19 protein-coding genes are annotated in these 20,296 nt (G+C 69.4%); 10 read left to right on the top strand and 9 right to left on the bottom strand.

Annotated features, from left to right (window positions below):
* Window positions 1-25: 25 nt before the first annotated feature.
* The gene (locus ACLLJJ_RS17720) at window positions 26-457 is read left to right on the top strand and encodes a GlcG/HbpS family heme-binding protein (protein WP_434600445.1); all 432 of its coding nucleotides are present in this window, start codon (window positions 26-28) and stop codon (window positions 455-457) included.
* Between the two features lie 93 nt (window positions 458-550).
* On the opposite strand, the gene ACLLJJ_RS17715 is transcribed toward ACLLJJ_RS17720, so the two are convergent.
* Window positions 551-1,108 carry a DUF2269 domain-containing protein gene (locus ACLLJJ_RS17715; protein ID WP_434592322.1) on the bottom strand — a complete coding sequence of 186 codons (558 nt, stop codon included), beginning with the start codon at window positions 1,106-1,108 and terminating at the stop codon, window positions 551-553.
* Window positions 1,109-1,799: 691 nt separating this feature from the next.
* Here ACLLJJ_RS17715 and ACLLJJ_RS17710 point away from each other — a divergent pair.
* On the top strand, window positions 1,800-3,548 hold the full coding sequence (locus ACLLJJ_RS17710) for a globin domain-containing protein (protein ID WP_434592320.1): 1,749 nt from the start codon (window positions 1,800-1,802) through the stop codon (window positions 3,546-3,548).
* A 38-nt stretch (window positions 3,549-3,586) separates the two neighbouring features.
* Here the strand turns inward: ACLLJJ_RS17710 and ACLLJJ_RS17705 are convergent, their stop codons facing one another.
* From ACLLJJ_RS17705 to ACLLJJ_RS17690, 4 genes are all read right to left on the bottom strand, one after another.
* A complete protein-coding gene (locus ACLLJJ_RS17705) occupies window positions 3,587-4,066 on the bottom strand; it encodes an NUDIX domain-containing protein (RefSeq protein WP_434592318.1) in 480 nt (159 codons plus the stop codon).
* 80 nt (window positions 4,067-4,146) lie between these two features.
* Window positions 4,147-5,043: a LysR family transcriptional regulator gene (locus tag ACLLJJ_RS17700; RefSeq protein WP_434592317.1), complete on the bottom strand. Its 897-nt coding sequence runs from the start codon at window positions 5,041-5,043 to the stop codon at window positions 4,147-4,149.
* A 227-nt stretch (window positions 5,044-5,270) separates the two neighbouring features.
* Window positions 5,271-6,419, bottom strand: a complete 1,149-nt coding sequence (locus tag ACLLJJ_RS17695) for a cystathionine gamma-lyase (RefSeq protein ID WP_434592315.1) — start codon at window positions 6,417-6,419, stop codon at window positions 5,271-5,273.
* A 5-nt stretch (window positions 6,420-6,424) separates the two neighbouring features.
* Window positions 6,425-6,802, bottom strand: a complete 378-nt coding sequence (locus tag ACLLJJ_RS17690) for a phage holin family protein (RefSeq protein WP_283521981.1) — start codon at window positions 6,800-6,802, stop codon at window positions 6,425-6,427.
* 68 nt (window positions 6,803-6,870) lie between these two features.
* On the opposite strand from ACLLJJ_RS17690, the gene ACLLJJ_RS17685 reads away from it, so the two are divergent.
* The 4 genes from ACLLJJ_RS17685 (at window position 6,871) to ACLLJJ_RS17670 (ending at window position 9,162) form a co-directional block, all read left to right on the top strand.
* Complete coding sequence (locus ACLLJJ_RS17685) at window positions 6,871-7,188, top strand: cupin domain-containing protein (RefSeq protein WP_434592312.1); 318 nt, start codon at window positions 6,871-6,873, stop codon at window positions 7,186-7,188.
* 150 nt (window positions 7,189-7,338) lie between these two features.
* The gene (locus tag ACLLJJ_RS17680; RefSeq protein WP_434592309.1) at window positions 7,339-7,563 is read left to right on the top strand and encodes a DUF5326 family protein; all 225 of its coding nucleotides are present in this window, start codon (window positions 7,339-7,341) and stop codon (window positions 7,561-7,563) included.
* A gap of 338 nt (window positions 7,564-7,901) precedes the next feature.
* Complete coding sequence (locus ACLLJJ_RS17675; protein WP_434592307.1) at window positions 7,902-8,627, top strand: IclR family transcriptional regulator; 726 nt, start codon at window positions 7,902-7,904, stop codon at window positions 8,625-8,627.
* A gap of 100 nt (window positions 8,628-8,727) precedes the next feature.
* Window positions 8,728-9,162 carry an SsgA family sporulation/cell division regulator gene (locus ACLLJJ_RS17670; protein ID WP_283521984.1) on the top strand — a complete coding sequence of 145 codons (435 nt, stop codon included), beginning with the start codon at window positions 8,728-8,730 and terminating at the stop codon, window positions 9,160-9,162.
* Between the two features lie 71 nt (window positions 9,163-9,233).
* On the opposite strand, the gene ACLLJJ_RS17665 is transcribed toward ACLLJJ_RS17670, so the two are convergent.
* Window positions 9,234-10,610, bottom strand: coding sequence for a YibE/F family protein (locus ACLLJJ_RS17665; protein ID WP_434592305.1), 1,377 nt, complete (start codon window positions 10,608-10,610; stop codon window positions 9,234-9,236).
* A gap of 222 nt (window positions 10,611-10,832) precedes the next feature.
* On the opposite strand from ACLLJJ_RS17665, the gene thiC reads away from it, so the two are divergent.
* Window positions 10,833-12,599 carry a phosphomethylpyrimidine synthase ThiC gene (thiC, locus tag ACLLJJ_RS17660; protein ID WP_434592303.1) on the top strand — a complete coding sequence of 589 codons (1,767 nt, stop codon included), beginning with the start codon at window positions 10,833-10,835 and terminating at the stop codon, window positions 12,597-12,599.
* Window positions 12,600-12,630: 31 nt separating this feature from the next.
* On the opposite strand, the gene ACLLJJ_RS17655 is transcribed toward thiC, so the two are convergent.
* The 3 genes from ACLLJJ_RS17655 to ACLLJJ_RS17645 form a co-directional block, all read right to left on the bottom strand.
* On the bottom strand, window positions 12,631-13,455 hold the full coding sequence (locus ACLLJJ_RS17655) for a hypothetical protein (protein WP_434592300.1): 825 nt from the start codon (window positions 13,453-13,455) through the stop codon (window positions 12,631-12,633).
* Window positions 13,456-13,648: 193 nt separating this feature from the next.
* Window positions 13,649-14,719 carry a metallophosphoesterase gene (locus ACLLJJ_RS17650; RefSeq protein WP_434592297.1) on the bottom strand — a complete coding sequence of 357 codons (1,071 nt, stop codon included), beginning with the start codon at window positions 14,717-14,719 and terminating at the stop codon, window positions 13,649-13,651.
* A gap of 248 nt (window positions 14,720-14,967) precedes the next feature.
* Entirely contained in the window at window positions 14,968-16,080 is a 1,113-nt protein-coding gene (locus ACLLJJ_RS17645) for a LacI family DNA-binding transcriptional regulator (protein WP_434592295.1), read from the bottom strand.
* Between the two features lie 368 nt (window positions 16,081-16,448).
* Here ACLLJJ_RS17645 and hisC point away from each other — a divergent pair, with 368 nt between their 5' ends.
* From hisC to cydB, 3 genes are all read left to right on the top strand, one after another.
* Window positions 16,449-17,531: a histidinol-phosphate transaminase gene (gene hisC / locus ACLLJJ_RS17640; protein ID WP_434592292.1), complete on the top strand. Its 1,083-nt coding sequence runs from the start codon at window positions 16,449-16,451 to the stop codon at window positions 17,529-17,531.
* Window positions 17,532-17,759: 228 nt separating this feature from the next.
* Complete coding sequence (locus tag ACLLJJ_RS17635) at window positions 17,760-19,268, top strand: cytochrome ubiquinol oxidase subunit I (protein ID WP_434592289.1); 1,509 nt, start codon at window positions 17,760-17,762, stop codon at window positions 19,266-19,268.
* 11 nt (window positions 19,269-19,279) lie between these two features.
* The gene (gene cydB, locus ACLLJJ_RS17630; RefSeq protein WP_434592287.1) at window positions 19,280-20,281 is read left to right on the top strand and encodes a cytochrome d ubiquinol oxidase subunit II; all 1,002 of its coding nucleotides are present in this window, start codon (window positions 19,280-19,282) and stop codon (window positions 20,279-20,281) included.
* Window positions 20,282-20,296 lie beyond the last annotated feature (15 nt).

Genomic DNA, 20,296 nt, shown 5'->3' with positions numbered 1-20,296 from the left:
CCCCAGAGAACCAGGGAGTAACCCCCTGAGCGCCACCGTTGTCACCGCTGTCGCCCCGCTGACCACTCAGGACGCGGAAGCCCTCATCGAGGCGGCCCGCGGCGCCGCCGAAGCGGCCGGGGTCACCGCCGCCGTCACCGTTCTGGACGCCGGTGGCCATCTGCTGGCCTTCCGGCGCGACGACCGGGCCGTCCTGATCACCGGCGAGACCAGCACCCGCAAGGCGTGCACCGCGCTCCAGCTCAATGCGCCGACCGCCGACCTGGGCGACGCCGTTCAGCCCGGAGGGCTCTTCCACACGTTGCCGACCGCGCTCGACCGTCCGCTCCTGTTCATCGCCGGTGGGGTCCCGCTCCACCGCGACAGCCGCCTTATCGGCGCCATCGGCGTCGGTGGCGGGGCGCCGGACCAGGACCACGGCTTCGCGTCCGCCGCCGTCGAGTCCCTCAACCGGTAGCCGGCCCGGCACAGCAGCAGTACGCGAACGCCCCAAGTACCCGGAACATCAGGGAACTTGGGGGCGTTCCTGCGATCGCGCCCGGCGCGGTGATCAGGCCGACTGACGTACCGACGGCTCCTCCTTCGCTTTACGGGTGGCGGTTGATGTGCGGGTGCCGCGCGCGGCGGTGGCGGCGGCCCGCAGGCGGCGACCTCGGCGCGTGAGACCCCATGGCTTGAGTACGGAGATCGCGGTCATGAAGAAGTAGGCGGCGGACGCGACCGTCGGCGCCGCGATCAGGCTGCTGTCCGGGATGCCCTCCAGCGCGGCCGCACTGATGCTCGGACGCAACGCGAAGATCGTCGCGGCTGCGGTGACGAGGGTGAGCCAGAACTTCGTCCAGACCCAGCGGTGCTTGGACAGGCCCCATGTGGTGCCGAGCGACAGCACCAGTCCGGTGACCAGGGACAGCAGCGCCAGGGGCACGAGCAACCAGTCGCCGAAGACCTTCATGGCGCTGTAGGTCGCCTGTGTAGTCGCTGCGGACTTGGTCGTATAGGCGGTGACGCCGAGCGCCAGCAGGCCGACAGTGAGTCCGAGCCAGCCGGCGGAGGCGGTGACATGGGCTACGAGGATGGCCCGGCGTGCCGGGCGTGGGAGTGGTTTCACGTGAAACACGGTGCCTGGCGAGGGGCCGGTAGGGCGTCTGACGGGGGGAGTAACCCCGCGTACTAGCCTCGGCGTACAAGTGAAGATCACAAACCGGCTCTGTGAAAAATTCGGGCCGCTGAGGAGTGATCGGGCCGTTTGCGGGGATTCGATGTCGGACACGAAGATCTTCGCCACGGTGCCGACTTCGGTGGCAGTCATTGCAGATCGCCACCCCTCGGCGCCTTCCCGCTCTCGCCTATGCGGATGGTGATATCCGCAAGACGTACGAACCGGTGCACCCCCGGCGGTAATTCTGGAATAGCCGCAGAACTGGCGCGCAATTCGTCGAGGGGCGGCGAAGACGGGGCTTGTATCCGGAGCTACCGGCGGTATGGTCGACTCCGGTTCGCTCTCGGTGCGGCTCCGGTGTAGGGCGCAGAGCAATCCAGCGTAACCGGAAAACGGGTGCCAGTGCCCGGACTTTCCAGTCTTTGTCCGATGTGGAAGGAGTACCTGTCAGGCTGCGACGACGGGAACTGCGGACAATGTCACACTTTTGTCTCCTGCACCCTAAATGGGGGCAGAGGCATGTTTAGTGTGGGCAGTCACCAGGCCTGACGCAGAGCAGAACTGAACGGGGAATTTCGAGCACGTTCCGGTCCCGGAAGTGCAGAGACCGACCGAATAATGTTCGAGGCGAGGCACAATTATGGACGCTCCGACCACCACGTCGGCCGACAACGGCACTTCCGGTGAGAGCGGAGGCGGCTGGTTCGCGCCGCGCAGGCAGCCGGCCGCGGGTACCCCGCAGCCGGGCCCGGACTCCGACCCCGGCGACCACCGGGACGGGGAGCAGAACCGGGACCCGATACCCGGCCCCAGCCGCCCTGTGACGCCGATACGCCCCGTGGGATCCGGCGCCTCGCGTGTGCGGCCCGCTTCGGACACCGCCCCGGCGCTGGCCGAAGCGGCGCGCACCCGGCAGGCCCCTGGCGGGCAGACCCCCGGCGCCGACACGGAAGCCCCGGCGGCCCACCCCCGGGAGAGCTACCCGGCCCCGGCTGCCCCGGCTTCGTCCTCGGCCCCGGTGCCTTCGGAGTCGGCCGGTGTCCCCCTCCCAGCCGCCGTCCCCGCCCCGGCGGCAGCCCCCAAGGCTCAGGTGTCGGCCCCGGCGGCAGCGGCCCCGCTACCGAACCTGGAGCACCCGGCACCCGCCCAGGAGCAGCCCCTGCCGAGCCCGTTCACGGGCTCCACGGCGACCGGCGGCCCAACTCCGCCCCCCACCGAGGCAGGCACCCCGCCGACCCCCACGCCGGCGCCCCCCGCCCCCGCGGCCCCCACCGCTCCCGTGTCCCCCGACGCGGCCCGCATCCGGCGGACCATGGCGGAGATCGGGCCCGTCGCGGACAAGGTCACGTCGTACTTCTACGCTCTGCTCTTCGTCCGCCACCCGGACCTGCGCGAGCTGTTCCCCGCGGCGATGGACACCCAGCGCGACCGCCTGCTCAAGGCGTTGCTCACCGCCGCCGAGCACATCGACAACAGCGCGGTGCTCACGGAGTACCTCCGCAACCTCGGCCGCGGCCACCGCAAGTACGGCACGCAGGCCGCCCACTACCCGGCCATCGGCGAGGCCCTTCTCGGTGCGCTGAGCCGCTACGCGACCGCCACCTGGGACAGCGAGACCGAAGCCGCCTGGATCCGGACGTACACCGCGATCTCCCAGATCATGATCGACGCGGCAGCGGAGAACGAGCGGCAGGCGCCGCCCTGGTGGCAGACCGAGGTCGTCTCGCACGATCTTCGCACCCCCGACATAGCCGTGATCACACTCCGCCCCGACCAGCCCTACCCCTTCCTCGCCGGGCAGTACACCAGCCTGGAAACGCCGTGGTGGCCCCGGATCTGGCGGCACTACTCCTTCGCTGCCGCCCCCCGCTCCGACGGGCTGCTCTCCTTCCACGTGAAGGCGGTCCCGGCCGGCTGGGTCTCCAACGCCCTCGTCCATCACGCCCGTCCCGGCGACGTCCTGCGCCTCGGCGCCCCGGCCGGCTCGATGGTGGTCGACCACTCCACCGACAACGGCCTGCTCTGTCTGGGCGGCGGCACCGGAATCGCGCCGATCAAGGCGCTCGTCGAGGATGTCGCCGAGCACGGCGAGCGGCGCCCCGTCGAGGTGTTCTACGGCGCGCGCACCGGGCACGATCTGTACGACATCGACACGATGCTGCGACTCCAGCAGTCGCACTCCTGGCTGTCGGTGCGCCCGGTGGTCGACGACCGGGCGCAGTTCCCCGACGCGGTGCGTGAGTACGGCCCGTGGACGTCGTACGACGCGTATCTCTCGGGGCCGCCCGGCATGATCCGCAGCGGCGTCGACGCGCTGCGGGGCCTGGGCATCCCCTTCGACCGTATCCGCCACGATTCGGTCGAAGAGCTGGTCGCGGCGGGCGACTGAGCCGCGCCCGGTCCACCCGCTCGGGAACAGTGGCCGGGTTATCCCAGGTCGGTGGCGTGCATCGCCCGTACGCCCTCGATGTTGCCGTCCAGGAAGTGTCGCAACGACAGCGGCACGAGGTGCACCGCGGCGATGCCGACCCGGCTGAAGGGGACCCGTACGGTCTCGTACTCACCGCACGGTTCGTCGATCTCCGGCCCGTGCCGGCGTGAGGGGTCCATCGACTCCAGTCGGCAGACGAAGAAGTGCTGCACCTTCACGCCGGTCACACCGCCGTGCGCGATGTGCTCGATGGTGTCGACGAAGCAGGGGACCACGTCGGTGATCTTCGCGCCGAGTTCCTCGTCGAGCTCCCGGTGCAGGGCGTCGACGACGGTGGCGTCCTCCGGCTCGACTCCGCCGCCGGGCGTGAGCCAGTACGGGGCGACGCCCGGTTTGGTGCGTTTGATGAGGATGAGGTCGTCGGCGTCGAGCAGGATGGCGCGTGCGGTGCGCTTGACCACGGGCCGTTCGGTCATGGCAGTTAATTGGCCCGTGCGGTCCGTTCTGAAACTCCCGTCCACTTCCCGGCTGTGTCCTGCCGGGCGGCTCCGGTGTCTCAGCACCAGTCGGTGGCGGCCCGCAGCAGCCATTCGTGCGCCCGCTCGATGTGGGTCAGCGTGAGTGTGCCGGTGCGCGCGGCCAGGAAATAGGTGCGCAGCGGTGGCATCGGAGGGTCGAAGAGGGCCACCACCTCGCCACGTTCCAGCGCCTCCTCGCACAGGTAGCGCGGCAGCACGGACAGTCCGGCGCCCGCGGCCGTGGCGTGCAGCACGGCCCGCAGGTCGGGCGCGACGACGGTGGCGGCGGCGGTCGGCCGGGTTTCGAAGACGGTGCTCCAGTAGGGGGTGACGAACGGCATCGACTCGTGCACCTCCACCACCGGCATCTGTTCCAGCGCCTCGGGCCCCTTGTGACGCAGCAGCCCCGGCGCGATCCGGCCGGCCCAGCGCGGAGCGGCGACCAGGACATGCTCCTCGTCGCACAGCGGGGTCGCGGTGAGCAGCCTGCCGCGCGGCCGGTCCGTGGAGATCGCCAGGTCGTGGTGGCCGGCGGCGAGCCCCTCCAGGGTCTCCTGGGCGTTCCCGAAGGCGATGCGCAGCACCAGGCCCCGCGCGATCAGCGGCGCGAGGGTGGGCAGCACGCGGAGGGAGGTGAATTCCGGTGGCCCGGCGAGGTGCAGGGTCCGCGCCCCCGACTCCTCGTGCAGTCCTGCCTCGGTGATCTCGACGAGCGCGTCCAGATGCGGCGCCGCGCGGTGCGCCAGCTCGTCGCCGATGGTCGTGGGGGTTACCCCGCGGGCCTGGCGCAGGAACAGGGGGCGGCCCAACTGCCGTTCCAAGGTGCGTATCTGGCTGGTCACGGCGGGCTGGGACAGCCCGAGGAGCGCGGCGGCACGGGTGAAGGATCCGGCCCGGTGCACCGTGACGAATGTACGCAGCAGGGCCAGGTCCATGGTGTGCCCTTCCGTCCGACAGGCTCCCCGCCCGGGCACAACTATAAATATGTCGATAGGTCGCTGTCGCTACCGTGATTGGACACTGACGCAGAGTCAACTAGCCTTGTGCGCGCGGTTCTTCGCGCATAGAACCGGGACGGTCCGAGCCAAGAGGGGGGAGGCTCGGACCGTCCGTTGTGCGTAGCGGGCGCGGTGCGCCGCAGGTGGGGGCAGGCGGTGCGCGATCAGGGCGTCTCGGAGCCGGTCCCCGGGGGCGCCGCCTCGTCGAGCGAGCGCAGTACGTCGGCCACCAGGTCCTCCGGGTCCTCGGCGCCGACGGAGAAGCGGATGAAGCCCTCCGGCACCGCGTCGCCGCCCCACCGGCCGCGCCGCTCCGCGGTGGAGCGCACGCTCCCGAAGCTCGTGGCGTCGTCGGCCAGCCGCAGCGCGTCCAGGAAGCGCTCCGCGTACCCCCGGTCCGGCAGCGTGAAGGAGACCACGCAGCCGAAGCGCCGCATCTGCCGCGAGGCGATGGCGTGCGAGGGGTCGCCGGGCAGCCCGGGGTGGCGCAGGTCGCTGACCGCACGGTGCCCGCGCAGCGCCTCGGCCAGCGTCAGCGCGGTCGCGCCCTGCCGGTCGGCGCGCAGCTGGAGGGTGGCCAGCGAGCGGTGCGCCAGCCAGGCCTCCATCGGCCCGGGGATCGCCCCGACGACCTTGCGCCAGCGCCGTACCCGAGCGGCCAGCTCCGGATCGCGGCAGGTCACATAGCCGAGCAGTACATCGCCGTGGCCGGTCAGCCCCTTGGTTCCGCTGGCCACGGAGAAGTCCGCGCCGAGCTCAAGGGGCCGCTGGCCGAGGGGGGTGGCGAGCGTATTGTCGACGGCGACCAGCGCGCCCGCGGCGTGCGCCGCGTCCGCGAGCCGACGGATGTCGCACACGTCGAGCCCGGGGTTGGACGGCGTCTCGATCCACAGCAGCCGCGCCCCTTCGAGCTCGCCGAGCTGGGCGTCGCCCGCGGTCGGCGCGGTGCGCACCACCACGTCGTACGCCGCCAGCTGCTCGCGCACCAGCGCCAGCGCCTGGTAGCCGTCGTCGGGCAGGACCACCGTGTCGCCGGAGCGCGCGTGCGAGAGGAGGACGGCCGAGATCGCGGCCATGCCGGAGGCGAAGACGACGGTCTCCACGTCCTCGTCGCCGGGCGCCTCCAGCTCGCCGATGGCGCGCTCCAGGTGCGTCCAGGTGGGGTTGCCGTCGCGGCCGTACGTGTACGGGCCGGTCGGCTCCCCGGGCAGGTGGAAGTGCGCGGCGAACACCGGCCCGGGGAGGGTCGGCTCGTACGCGACCGGGGTGGGCAGCCCGGCGCGTACCGCCCGGGTGCCGTCTCCTATACCCATGCGCGTCAGTCCTTGTCGGGCATGACGACGTTCAGCGCCCAGGAGACGACGCTGATGATCAGGCCGCCGAGCACGGCGGTCCAGAAGCCCTCCACGTGGAAGGCGAGGTCGAACTTGTCGGCCAACCAGGAGGTCAGCAGCAGCATCAGGGCGTTGATCACCAGCGTGATCAGACCGAGAGTGAGGATGAACAGCGGCAGCGTCAGCAGCTTCACGACCGGCTTGACGAGGAAGTTCACCAGGCCGAAGATCAGCGCCACGATGACCAGGGTGAGGGTCTTCTTGCCCGTGCTGTCGCCGGTCAGCGTGATGTCCGCGAGCAGCCAGATGGCCACGGCCAGGGCCGCCGCGTTGGCGATCGTCTTGACTAGGAAATTCATCATGTGTCTGATCGTGGCAGACATGATCGGCGCTGGACACCGGCGCACGGCGGCCGAGGGACGGACGGACGATGAAGGCATTCCGACTTGACGAGCTCGAGGCGGAGCGCGCGGCCAATGACGGCGCGTATCTGCAGTTCCTGTGGGAGAGGAACATGTCGGTCGGCCTGTACGCGCTGGACGCGGGCGACACCGACCCGCAAGCGCCGCACGGGCAGGACGAGGTGTACTTCGTCGTGAGCGGCCGGGCCTCCATCACGGTCGGGATGGAAACGACGCTGGTGGGGCGGGGGAGCGTCGTGTACGTACCGGCTTCCGTGCCGCACAAGTTCCATCACATCACCGAGGATCTGCGGGTGATGGTGGTCTTCTCTCCGCCCGAGAGCTGACCCGGACCCGCCGGATTCCCTAGGGGGACGGTCAGGGGTCTTCAAGGGCTCGGAGCGCCCCGTTGGCCCCCGGTGCGCGCCTAGCATCGGGACCAGGAAGTTCGGCTCGGAGCGAGTGCTCCGGACTACTGAGTGGGAAGAGGCAGGACGATGGCTGTACGGGAGATAATCGCGGGACTGCCGTGGTGGGTGAAGTGGGTCGCGCTGCCGGTCCTCGCCCTGGTCGTGTTCGGCGGCGCGATTCTGAGCGCGATCAGTGTGCTGATCTGGCTGCTCTTCAAAATCCTGATCTTCGTCGCCCTGGTCGGCGGTCTGATCTACGTCGTGCGGAAGTTCAAGGGGTCCTCCTCGTCGTCCTCGGACAGTGGCTGGTAGCCGGACGGTGGTGGTCGGCCGCGCCGTGGCGTCGGCCGGACGGTGCTGGGCGGCCCGTCCGTGCCCCGCACGGCCGTTAGCCCACTTGAGGGACCCGGGCCCGGGAAACCGCGTGCGGGCCCGGATTCGGCCGTTACAGTGACGAACCTCTGCTGCCTCCTGGGACCCATGGCCCGGCAACCCCGCTGACCAGCGGTACGTACCTCTCCGGTCGGCACCAGGTTCGCGGCGGGCTCGCGGGGGCGGCCCCCGCAGGGCGGGCACGTTGCCCGTCAGCACGCCTGGGGGTGCCTGTGGCCACGGCTCAAACCGCCGCTGTACCAACCCTGATCGGCTCGGTGCAGCGAGCCCTTCGGCTCCTCGAAGCCGTGGGTGCCCATCGGGACGGGGCCCCGGCGAAACAGCTCGCCCGGGAGGCCGGCCTCCCCCTCCCCACCGCCTACCACCTGCTGCGCACGCTGGTCCACGAGGGCTATCTGCGGCGCGAGAGCGGGGTGTTCGTGCTCGGTGACGCGGCCGGGCGGCTGGCGCGGGGCAGTGTGCAGCAGCGCCGCCGCGGCATGATCACGCAGTCGCTGGAGCACTGGCGGGACACCATCGGCGTCCCCGTCTACTTCGCGGTCTACCGCGACGGTGAGATCGACCTGGTCGCGGTCGCCCAGAGCCCCGCGCTCCCCGCCGTCGAGGAGTGGGCCGACTTCCGCGAGACCGGACACGCGCACGCGCTGGGCCAGTGCCTGCTGAGCCAGCTCGACGAAGCGGCCCGCCGGGACCACTTGGACCGCCACCCCGTCCGGCCGCTCACCCCGTACTCCGTGCAGGACCGGGACGCCCTGCTGGCGCGGCTGGCCGCGACGGAGCGGATGCGGCCGGTGGTGGAGCGTCAGGAGTACGCGCTCGGCGCCCTCTGCGCGGCCATTCCGATCACGGTGGGTGACACTGCTGCCGCTTTGGCCGTTTCCGTACCGGCAAGTCAAGAAGATCAGTTGCTACCCGCGATTGAGCAACTCCGCACTGCGGTAGGGGCGTTGCTCAACTCCCTCGCATTCTCTATCAGTATCTGAAAAATCACTCCTTGTGATCCGCTAGCGCTTCCAGCACGATTACGTCAATAGGGCCAGGAGGGACCATTCCTGGCCAGTTACACAAAGTGCGGGGTGAGTGATGCGCGAGTCGGTTCAGGCAGAGGTCATGATGAGCTTCCTTGTCTCCGAGGAGCTCTCCTTCCGGATCCCGGTGGAGCTCCAGTACGCGGCCAGAGATCCCTACGCGATCAGAATGACGTTCCACCTCCCCGGCGACGCCCCCGTCAGCTGGACCTTCGGCCGTGAGCTGCTTCTGGACGGCCTCAGCGAGGCGTGCGGCGAAGGCGATGTGCACATCGAGCCGAGCGATCTCGGGGACCTGCTGGACGTGCACCTCCGGCTCCGGGTCGGCGACGACTGCGCGCTGTTCCGGGCGAGCGCGGCGCCGCTCGTGGCCTTCCTCGACCGTACGGACAAGCTCGTGCCGCTGGGGCAGGAGCGCACCCTCGGGGACTTCGAGGGGAATCTGGAGGCGGCGCTCGGCCGGATCCTCGCGGAGGAGACCGCGGGCTGACGCCGCGGAGCCACCGGGCGAGCGCCCGCAAGCCCCGGGCGCCCACTGGCCGACGGCCGAGCGTCGCGGGGTCAGGGTTTGCGGCGCCTGCCCCGGCCGCGCCTGCCGCTCGATCCGCGCGCCGGGGACTCGGCGGGTGTCTGCGGGGAGCCGGCCGGTCCGGAGGGGGCGGCTGGCCCGACGGCGGCGGGGGCGCCCGACCGGTCGGCGGACACGACCAGCGCCGCCAGCGCCGTGGTCACCGGCACCGAGGCGACCAGACCGATCGAGCCGACCAGGGTCCGTACGATCTCTGCCGCCACCAGCTCGCTGTTCGCGACCGTGCCGACACTGCTCTGAGCGATCGAGAAGAGCAGCAACAGGGGCAGCGCCGCACCCGCGTAGGCCAGCACCAGCGTATTGACCACGGACGCGATGTGGTCGCGGCCGATGCGGATGCCCGCCCGGTAGAGGGCGCGGGGGCCCATCTTCGGATCCGCCTGGTGGAGTTCCCAGACGGCCGATGTCTGAGTGACCGTCACGTCGTCGAGCACGCCGAGCGATCCGATGATGACGCCGGCGAGCAGCAGACCGCTCATGTCGATGTCCGGGTAGAGGCCATGGATAAGGCCGGTGTTGTCGTCGGTGTTGCCGCTCAGGAACGCCCACCCGATGAAGAGCGAGCCGAGCAGCCCGATCAGCAGCAGTGAGATGAGCGTGCCGACCACCGCGACGGACGTGCGGGCCGTCAGTCCGTGGCAGGCGTAGAGCGCGATCAGCATGATGGCGCTCGCTCCGACGACCGCGACGACCAGCGGATTCGAGCCCTGCAGGATCGCGGGCAGGATGAACAGGGTCAGGATCGCGAAGGACACCGCGAGCGCGATCAGCGCCATCAGGCCCTTCATTCGGCCGACGACGATCACCGCGAGGGCGAAGATCCCGGCCAGCAGGGCCATCGGAACCTTGCGGTTCACATCGGTCACCGAGTACTGCAGGTCGCGGGGCGCGTCGGGCGCGTACGCCACCACCACGCCCTGGCCGTCGTTCAACTGCCGCGGTGCGTCCGGCTGGACGATCTCCGTGAAGGTTCTGTCCTTGTCCTTGCCGGAGGTGACTTCGACGGTCGCCTTCTTGCAGCTGCCCGTCGCGGCCTGCTGTGCCTCGCGGCCCTCGGGCGTGGAGGTGTCGCCGGTCGGCGGGACCTGGGCGGCGTTCACGTCCTTGCAGTCGACGCGCTGTACGGCGGTGACCTTGCCCTGGACCGTCTGCCGGTCGAAGCCGACACCCGTGCGCTCATGGGCAGGCGCACCGCCGGGCCAGAGCATGACAAGGCCGACGACGACCGCCGCCGCGAAGGGGATCAGCACCGCCGCGATCACCTTGCGCAGATGTTTGGAGACCGGTGCGGCGGGCCCGTGGCTGTGGGTGTGGCCGTGTTGTTCTGGAGTCGGCTGTGGGTGCGTCACCGACCGATCATCGCAAGAACGACGGGGGCCCTCTGTTCAGCGCGCCAGAGATGACGCTAGCGTGGGGGCACCTTTGCACACGCGGGAGCTCGGAGCACCGGGCTGAGAGGACGCTGACCTCCGTACGGAATGTCCGGCTCATGCCGGAACGCCGGATGCGGAAGCCGCTGCGTCGACCGCCGAACCTGTTACCGGGTAATGCCGGCGTAGGGAGTAGGTCTCATGACCATTCAGGATGCACGCACGCCTGCCGCCGATCAGGCGGAGCGCAAGCCGGGCTGGCACAAGGGATACGTCGAGGGCTCGCGCCCCGACCTCCGGGTGCCGGTCCGACAGGTGCACCTCACCAACGGGAAGGACGTGACGCTGTACGACACGTCCGGCCCGTACACCGACCCCACCATCGAGACGGACGTCCGCCGGGGGCTCGCGCCGCTGCGGGAGAACTGGATCATCGGTCGCGGCGACACCGAGGAGTACACGGGCCGCCCGCTCCGTCCGGAGGACGACGGGATCAAGCACACCTCGCCGCGCGGTGGACTGCGCAACCTCGACGCGGTGTTCCCCGGCCGGCCGCGGCTGCCCCGCAGGGGCCGTGACGGGCAGGCGGTGACGCAGCTCGCGTACGCCCGTCGCGGCGACGTCACCCCGGAGATGGAGTACATCGCCATCCGGGAGAACGTGTCCCCCGAGGTCGTGCGCGAGGAGATCGCCGCGGGCCGGGCGGTCATGCCGATGAACGTGAACCACCCCGAGATCGAGCCGATGATCATCGGGAAGCGGTTCCTGGTGAAGGTCAACGCCAACATCGGGAACTCCGCGGTCACCTCCTCCATCGAGGAGGAGGTCGACAAGATGACCTGGGCCACCAAGTGGGGCGCGGACACGGTCATGGACCTCTCGACCGGCCGCAACATCCACGCCACCCGCGAATGGGTGCTGCGCAACTCCCCCGTCCCGATCGGCACTGTCCCGCTCTACCAGGCGTTGGAAAAGGTGGACGGCAAGGCCGAGGAGCTGACCTGGGAGGTCTACAAGGACACCATCATCGAGCAGGCCGAGCAGGGCGTCGACTACATGACGGTCCATGCCGGTGTGCGCCTCCGGTATGTGCCGATGACCGCCCGCCGCAAGACCGGCATCGTCTCGCGCGGCGGCTCGATCATGGCGGCCTGGTGTCTGGCGCACCACAAGGAGTCGTTCCTCTACGAGAACTTCGAGGAGCTCTGCGACATCCTCGCGGCGTACGACGTGACGTACTCGCTCGGCGACGGCCTGCGGCCGGGCTCGATCGCGGACGCCAACGACGAGGCGCAGTTCGCCGAGCTGACGACCCTCGGCGAGCTCAACACGATCGCCAAGCGGCACAACGTACAGACCATGATCGAGGGCCCCGGGCACGTCCCGATGCACAAGATCAAGGAGAACATCGACCTCCAGCAGGAGATCTGCGAGGAGGCCCCGTTCTACACGCTCGGCCCGCTGACCACGGATGTGGCCCCGGCGTACGACCACATCACCTCCGGCATCGGCGCGGCGATGATCGCCTGGTGGGGGACGGCGATGCTCTGCTACGTCACGCCCAAGGAGCACCTGGGGCTGCCCAACCGGGACGACGTGAAGACCGGCGTCATCACGTACAAGATCGCCGCACATGCCGCGGACCTCGCCAAGGGGCACCCGGGGGCGCAGGACTGGGACGACGCGCTGTCGGACGCGCGCTTCGAGTTCCGCTGGGAGGACCAGTTCAATCTGGCCCTGGACCCGGACACGGCACGGGAGTTCCACGACGAGACGCTTCCCGCGGAGCAGGCGAAGACCGCGCACTTCTGCTCGATGTGCGGTCCGAAGTTCTGCTCGATGAAGATCAGTCACGACATCCGGCGCGACCACGGCGGTACGCAGGAGGAGGTCGAGGCGGGGATGGCGGAGAAGTCGGCGGAGTTCGCGGCGGCCGGCAACCGGGTGTACCTCCCGATCGCCGACTGATCATCCACGGTTGACGATCGGCCCGGACCACTTACTCCGGTTTGTGGTCCGGGCCGCCGTAGTCGGGACTGGAGAAGTCGGGGCTGGAGAAGCTCGGGCGCGGTCCGGGCGCGGTGTCGCCGTCGGGGCCGGGGCTGCCGAAGTCCGGCCGTGAGTAACCCAGATTGGGGATACGGCCCGCCGACCGCTGCGGCGTCGGGGCGCTCTGCCCGGCCTTCGGGTCGGCCAGGGCCTCCCGCAGGAACGGCACGACCCCGCGTTCGAGCAGGGCGTGCCGCCAGGCCTCCTTCGCCTGGCCGACCTCTCCGGTCGGCCCACCTCCAGGGCCGTCGCCGAACGCGGACGAGCCGTTGCGCAGGGCCGTCAGCAGCAGCCCGACGGCGGCGACCAGGATGCCCGCCGCTGTGATCGCCCCGAAGAGCCAGCCCGCCGTCAGCAGTGTTTCGGCGAAGGCCGGCTCGGGGGTGAGCATCTTCAGCAGATACCCGACGAGCAGGAAGATCGCGGCGGCCGTGCCCGCCAGTACCGGGGTCAGCACGGCGACGACGGCGACGGCGCCCGCGCCGGCCGCCTCGGGCTCGCCCATGGCGAGGACGGAGCTGCTGCCGCGGTCCGCGCCGCGGGGCGTGCGCAGTTCCTCGCGGGCCTTCACATAGTGGTCGTACTCGGCAGCCGCGGCGGCGCTGATGATCGCGCTGGCGTTCAGCGCCATGGTGCGCAGCTGTTCGGTGTTGAGGCGCTGTCCGACGGCGGCGAGGTCCGGGTGGTCGTGCGCGTTGCGCAGTGCTTCATCGAGGACGCGCTCATATTCCGGGCGGTCCTCGGCCAGCAGGTGCGGAGCGCTGTTCATGTGCATCCCCCGATGCTCCGTAGGGCCGGATCGCCCGCTTCGAACGGGCGATTGGGCGGAAACGGAGGAGAGCCTGCTACGGATAAGCCGATGGTAGAGCGCCTACGGCACGGGGTGACAGGGGGTTTCCAGAATTGGGCCCGGCGGTGAACACACTCTGTATGGTGCTTCGCCTTCCCGGTTATGCGCCTGTCATGCGTCAATCCTGCAAGGGGAGTTGCACCACGAGCAGCTTTCCGGCCATGGTGACGCCGCCGTCCATGGCGATGGCGAGCCCGTCGGCGTACACATGAGGGCCTTCCACGTTCGGGCCCGAACCGCCGTCGCCGTCCTCGGAACTCTCGTTGCCGACCTGGCCCAGCAGATACGGGATGGGGCTGTGACCGTGGACGATGCGCTCGCCGCCATAGGCTTCCAGCAGATCGCGCACCGCTTGTGAGCCGCCCTCGTCGCGGAAGGCGAAGCGCTTGGTCAGCTTGCGGAAGACATCCCAGCACTCGTCGGCGTCGTTGCGGGTGAGGATGGCGTGAATCGTGTCGTTCACGTCCTCGATGGTGGAGCCGTAATCGAGGTATGCCGTGGTGTCGGAGTGCGTCAGAAGATGCGAGTCCTCCAGCGCGACCGCGTCGAGGCGGGACATCCACTGCAGATGTACGTCCTGGAGGCGGTCCATGTCGGACTTCTGGCCGCCGTTGAGGAGCCAGGCGGCCTGGAAGGTGGCGGTGCCCGCCCCGGAGTTGACGGGGGTGTCGCCGAACCGCCTGGCGCCGATGAGGAGCAGCTCGTGGTTGCCCATCAGCGCCTTGCAGTAGCCACCGGCCGCCGCGGCCTGCGCCGAGAGCCGCATCACCAGGTCGATGACGCCGATGCCGTCGGGGCCGCGGTCGGTGAAGTCGCCGAGGAACCAGAGGCGGGCGTTGCCCGCCGCCCACTGGCCCTCCGCGTCGATGAGTCCCTGCTCGGCCAGCGCGTCGATCAGCTGGTCCAGATAGCCGTGCACGTCACCCACGACGAAGAGCGGGCCGAGGCCTTCGCCGTTCGCGAACCGCGGCTCGGGCTCCGTCTGCACCGTCACCTGAACGGTGTCTCCCGGGCCGCCGCGGCCGATGACCGGGAGGTCGCGCTGAGTGGGCGTGTACCCCTCCGGCTCCTCGTCGATTCCGTAGGCGCCCGCCTGCTCGGGAATGGGGGCCTGTGCGTACGGCGGTACGCGGAAATCCCGCAATGTAGCCGTCCGCACCGCGGGTCCCTGACCGGCCCCCTGAGTCATCGACCCCTCCACCACCGTCGCGCCGCCTACACCTGACGATCCCACCTGGTCTCGGGTGGTCCGCAGTGTCGTGCGCCCATCATAGGAATGACGCTCGTGCTGTGTGACGCACCAGGGGTGGTGAATCCGGCTGCACCTATGGTTCACCGGTTGTTTCGTCCGAATTGGGGAGGTCGGTCCCCAACGGTCGTCGGACTCGGCCCTCGGACTTGTTCCTCGGGCTCGGCCTCCGGCCCCCCTCCCGGGTCTCAGTCCCCGGCCGGCGAGCGGGGCGCGCTCACCGTCGTGCGCGGCGGCCTCCGCTGTGAGGACGTCCGGACGATGAGCTCCGTGGGTATGACCTGCTCGACGGGTCGGTCGGTGTTGAGGCCTTCGATCGCGTCGATGAGGAGCTGGACCACCGCGGTGCCGATCCTGCGTGGTTTCAGCGAGAGTGTGGTGATGGGCGGTTCGGTGACGGCGTACAAGGTGGATTCGCTGCAGCAGACCAGCAGCAGATCCTCGGGGACGCGCAGCCCGTAGCGGCGGGCGGCGGCGAGCAGATCGGTGCCGTTGGGGTCGAAGAGCCCGTAGACGGCGTCCGGCCTGTCCGGGCGGGCCAGCAGCCGGTCGGCGGCGACGGCGCCCGCACAGGGGTCGTGGGCCGGATAGGACTCGTAGACGGGGTCCTGGCCGACCCGCTCGCACCACTGCAGGTACGCGGCGGTGGAGAGGCGGGTGTAGGTGTCTGTGGTGTTCCCGGTGAGCAGCCCGATTCGGCGGGCACCGGCGTCGGCGAGATGGTCGAGCAGGCCGAGGACGGCGGCCTCGTGGTCGTTGTCGACCCAGGCCGTCACGGGCAGGCTGCCGGCCGGGCGGCCGTCGGAGACGACGGGAACGCCCTGGCGTACGAGTTCGGTGACGACCGCGTCCTGGTCGGACGGGTCGATGACGACGGTTCCGTCGAGGGCGACGTTCGACCAGACGTCGTGACGGGAGGTGGCGGGCAGGATGACCAGTGCGTAGCCGCGGGCGAGCGCGGCCGAGGTCGCGGCTCTGACCATCTCGGCGAAGTAGGCGAATTCAGTGAAGGTGAAAGGTTCATCCCCGTACGTGGTCACGGTCAGGCCGATGAGGCCCGACTTGCCGGTACGGAGGGTTCGGGCCGCCGCGGACGGGCGATAGCCCAGCCGTTCGGCGACCTCGCGGACATGGCTGCGGGTGGCGTCCGGGAGCCGGCCCTTGCCATTGAGCGCGTCGGAGACGGTCGTGATCGAGACGCCTGCGGCTGCGGCGACGTCTCTGATGCCCGCGCGTCCTGGCCGGGTGCTCCGCCGGGGTGGTTCCGTCCGGCTCACCTGATGCTTCCCTGCTGCTGTCATGGCGAGCCGATAGTAGGGCTCGGGCGGGCGGTTAGGGCGGGTGCATATGCACTCATTGACAGGCACGTTTCTGCATGGTGATGACCCGTCAATGACCTTGGAATGCAAGGGGATTATGGGGTTTGGGTGGGTGGCGGCGCCCATGGACCGGCGTGGGCGCGCCAAGTGTCCATGTCTCGAAGAGGTCTCAACTCACCTTCACGAGGGATGCGCGCCACGGCGTGGGCCACCGGCGTGCGCCAGGGCGGCGAGCGCCCCCCGCCCCTTCGGCCCTCCTCCCGTTCTTCTTCCCACCGCCCATTCGCAGCGGCGGCCAATCCTCATAAGGTGAGCAGCATTGGCGGTCGTACGGTCGAGGAGGACCCAGAGTGAGCGAGAAGAGCCCCAAGCTGCGCACGGCGCTGGACGGCATTCCCACCTACAAGCCGGGGCGGAGTGCGGCGGCGGCCGGGGAGCCGGTGGCGTACAAGCTGTCCTCCAACGAGAACCCGTATCCGCCGCTGCCCAGCGTGCTGGCGAGCACGGTCGCCGCCGCCGGTCATTTCAACCGTTACCCGGACATGGCCTGCACCGGTCTGATGAACGAGCTCGCCGACCGGTTCGGGGTGCCGCTGACGCACCTGGCCACCGGCACCGGGTCGGTCGGCGTCGCGCAGTCGCTGCTGCAGGCGACTTCGGGGCCCGGCGACGAGGTGATCTACGCCTGGCGCTCCTTCGAGGCCTACCCGATCATCACGCGCGTCAGCGGTGCCACCGCCGTGCAGGTGCCGCTCACGGCCGGCGATGTGCACGATCTGGACGCGATGGCCGACGCGATCACCGACAGGACCCGGCTGATCTTCGTCTGCAACCCGAACAACCCGACCGGCACCGCGGTACGCCGGGCCGAGCTGGAGCGCTTCTTGGACCGGGTGCCGTCCGACGTGCTGGTGGTGCTGGACGAGGCCTACCGGGAGTTCGTCCGGGACGCCGATGTCCCGGACGGCATCGAGCTCTACCGCGACCGGCCGAACGTGGCGGTGCTGCGGACCTTCTCCAAGGCGTACGGCCTGGCCGGGCTGCGGGTCGGGTTCGCCGTCGCGCACGAGCCGGTGGCGGCCGCGCTGCGCAAGACCGCGGTGCCCTTCGGTGTGAGCCAGCTGGCACAGGACGCGGCCGTCGCCTCGTTGCGGGCGGAGGACGAGCTGCTCGGCCGGGTCGGCTCGCTGGTCGCGGAGCGGGCGCGGGTGTACGACGGCCTGGTCGAGCAGGGCTGGACCGTGCCCGAGACCCAGGCGAACTTCGTCTGGCTGCGGCTGGGGGAGCGTACGACCGACTTCGCGGCGGCCTGCGAGAAGGCCGGCGTCGTGGTGCGGCCCTTCGCGGGCGAGGGTCTGCGGGTCACCATCGGCGAGACCGAGGCCAATGATGTCTTCCTGCATGCCGCGGAGGCGTTCCGCAAGGAGCCGTAGAGCGGCTCTCGCCCGGTGCTGCCCGTGCCCCCGCATGCCCTTTTGGCGTGCGGGGGCACAGTCGTACCCGAAAGTCGCACCCCCGGGGGATCCTGCCGAACAGCCGTGCGCCATAATAGCTAGTGAATGTGAACACGTTCACAAGCGAGTCTTGTTCCTCCCATGATCAGTGGGATTAAAGGACCAAACTGCCGATGTGACCCACGGCGATGTGAAGGAGAAGACGACGTGGACCTAGCTCTGGCGCCGGAGACCTTGGCGCGATGGCAGTTCGGCATTACCACCGTCTACCACTTCCTCTTCGTGCCCCTGACGATCTCGCTCGCCGCGCTCACCGCCGGCCTGCAGACCGCCTGGGTGCGCACGGAGAACGAGAAGTACCTCAGGGCCACCAAGTTCTGGGGCAAGCTCTTCCTGATCAACATCGCGATGGGCGTCGTCACCGGCATCGTGCAGGAATTCCAGTTCGGCATGAACTGGTCCGACTACTCGCGCTTCGTGGGTGACGTCTTCGGGGCTCCGCTGGCCTTCGAGGCCCTGATCGCGTTCTTCTTCGAGTCCACCTTCATCGGGCTGTGGATCTTCGGCTGGGACAAGCTGCCGAAGAAGATCCACCTCGCCTGCATCTGGATGGTCTCGATCGGCACGGTCCTGTCCGCGTACTTCATCCTCGCGGCCAACTCCTGGATGCAGCACCCGGTCGGCTACCGGATCAACGAGGAACGCGGCCGGGCCGAGCTCACCGACTTCTGGGCGGTGCTCACCCAGAACACCGCGCTCACCCAGTTCTTCCACACCATGACGGCGGCCTTCCTGGTCGGCGGCGCGTTCATGGTCGGCATCTCCGCCTTCCACCTGGCGCGCAAGAAGCACATCCCGGTGATGCGGACCTCACTGCGACTCGGCCTGATCACCGTGGTGATCGCCGGCCTGCTCACCGCCGTCAGCGGCGACCTGCTCGGCAAGGTCATGTTCAAGCAGCAGCCGATGAAGATGGCCGCGGCCGAGGCGCTGTGGGAGGGCGAGGCGCCCGCGCCCTTCTCGATCTTCGCGTACGGCGACGTCGACGCCGGCCACAACACCGTCGCCATCCAGATCCCCGGAATACTGTCCTTCCTCGCCAACGACGACTTCAGCTCGTACGTCCCGGGCATCAACGACGTCAACAAGGCCGAGCAGGAGAAGTTCGGGCCCGGCGACTACCGGCCCAACATCCCCGTCGCCTACTGGGGCTTCCGCTGGATGATCGGCTTCGGAATGGCGTCCTTCGGCCTCGGACTGCTCGGTCTGTGGCTGACCCGCAAGAAGTTCCTGCTGCCACCGGCGCTGCGGACCGGTGAGGACGAGGCGCCGAATCTGGTGCTCTTCCGGAACAAGGTGCTCGGCGCGCGATTCACCAAGTGGTACTGGCTTCTGGCGCTCTGGACGATGGGCTTCCCGCTGATCGCCAGCTCCTGGGGCTGGATCTTTACCGAGATGGGGCGCCAGCCCTGGGTCGTCTACGGCGTCCTGCGCACCCGTGACGCGGTCTCCCCCGGCGTCTCGCAGGCCGAGGTCATCACCTCGATGATCGTCTTCACCTCGCTCTACGCGGTGCTCGCCGTGATCGAGGTCAGGCTGCTCCTGAAGTACGTCAAGGCCGGACCGCCGGAACTCACGGAGGACGACCTCAACCCGCCCACCAAGATCGGCGGCGACGACCAAAACGCCGACCGGCCTATGGCCTTCTCGTACTGAGGAGCTGAGGTATGGAACTCCACGACGTCTGGTTCGTACTCATCGCCGTTCTGTGGATCGGCTACTTCTTCCTGGAAGGATTCGACTTCGGGATCGGTGTCCTGACGAAGCTGCTCGCCCGCGACCGCAAGGAGCGGCGAGTCCTCATCAACACCATCGGGCCCGTCTGGGACGGCAACGAGGTGTGGCTGCTGAGCGCGGGTGGTGCGACCTTCGCCGCCTTCCCCGAGTGGTACGCCACGCTCTTCTCGGGCTTCTATCTGCCGCTGCTGCTCATCCTGTTCTGCCTCATCGTCCGAGGCGTCGCCTTCGAGTACCGGGTGAAGCGCACCGAGGACCGCTGGCAGACCAACTGGGAGCACGCGATCTTCTGGACCTCGCTGCTGCCCGCCTTCCTGTGGGGTGTCGCCTTCGGCAACATCGTGCGCGGCGTGAAGATCGACGCGGACATGGAGTACGTCGGGACCCTGTGGGACCTGCTCAACCCGTACTCCCTCCTGGGCGGGCTCGTCACACTGAGCCTCTTCACCTTCCACGGTGCGGTGTTCGCCGGGCTCAAGACCCTCGGCGACATCCGGCAGCGGGCGCGCGGGCTGGCGCTCCGGCTCGGGGTCGTCACCGCGGTACTGGCCCTCGTTTTCCTGATCTGGACGCAGAAGGACAACGGTGACGGCGCGAGCCTCGTCGCGATGATCGTGGCGGTGCTCTCACTGGTCGTGGCCATCGGATTCACGGCGGCCGGACGCGAGGGATGGGCGTTCGGCCTGTCCGGCGTGACCATCGTGGCCGCGGTGACGATGCTCTTCCTGACGCTCTTCCCGAACGTCATGCCGTCCTCGCTGAACGACGCGTGGAGCCTCACCGTCACCAACGCCTCGTCCACGCCCTACACCCTGACGATCATGACCTGGTGCGCCGGGATCGCCACACCGGTGGTGCTGCTGTACCAGGGGTGGACGTACTGGGTGTTCCGTAAGCGCATCGGCACCCAGCACATCGCCGATGCCCACTAGTGGGGGATGTTTCAC

It is taken from the genome of Streptomyces sp. A5-4, assembly GCF_051131715.1.
Taxonomy (GTDB): domain Bacteria; phylum Actinomycetota; class Actinomycetes; order Streptomycetales; family Streptomycetaceae; genus Streptomyces.
The sequence above is the reverse complement of the archived record's forward strand: the minus strand, read 5'-3'. Positions and strand labels throughout refer to the sequence as shown.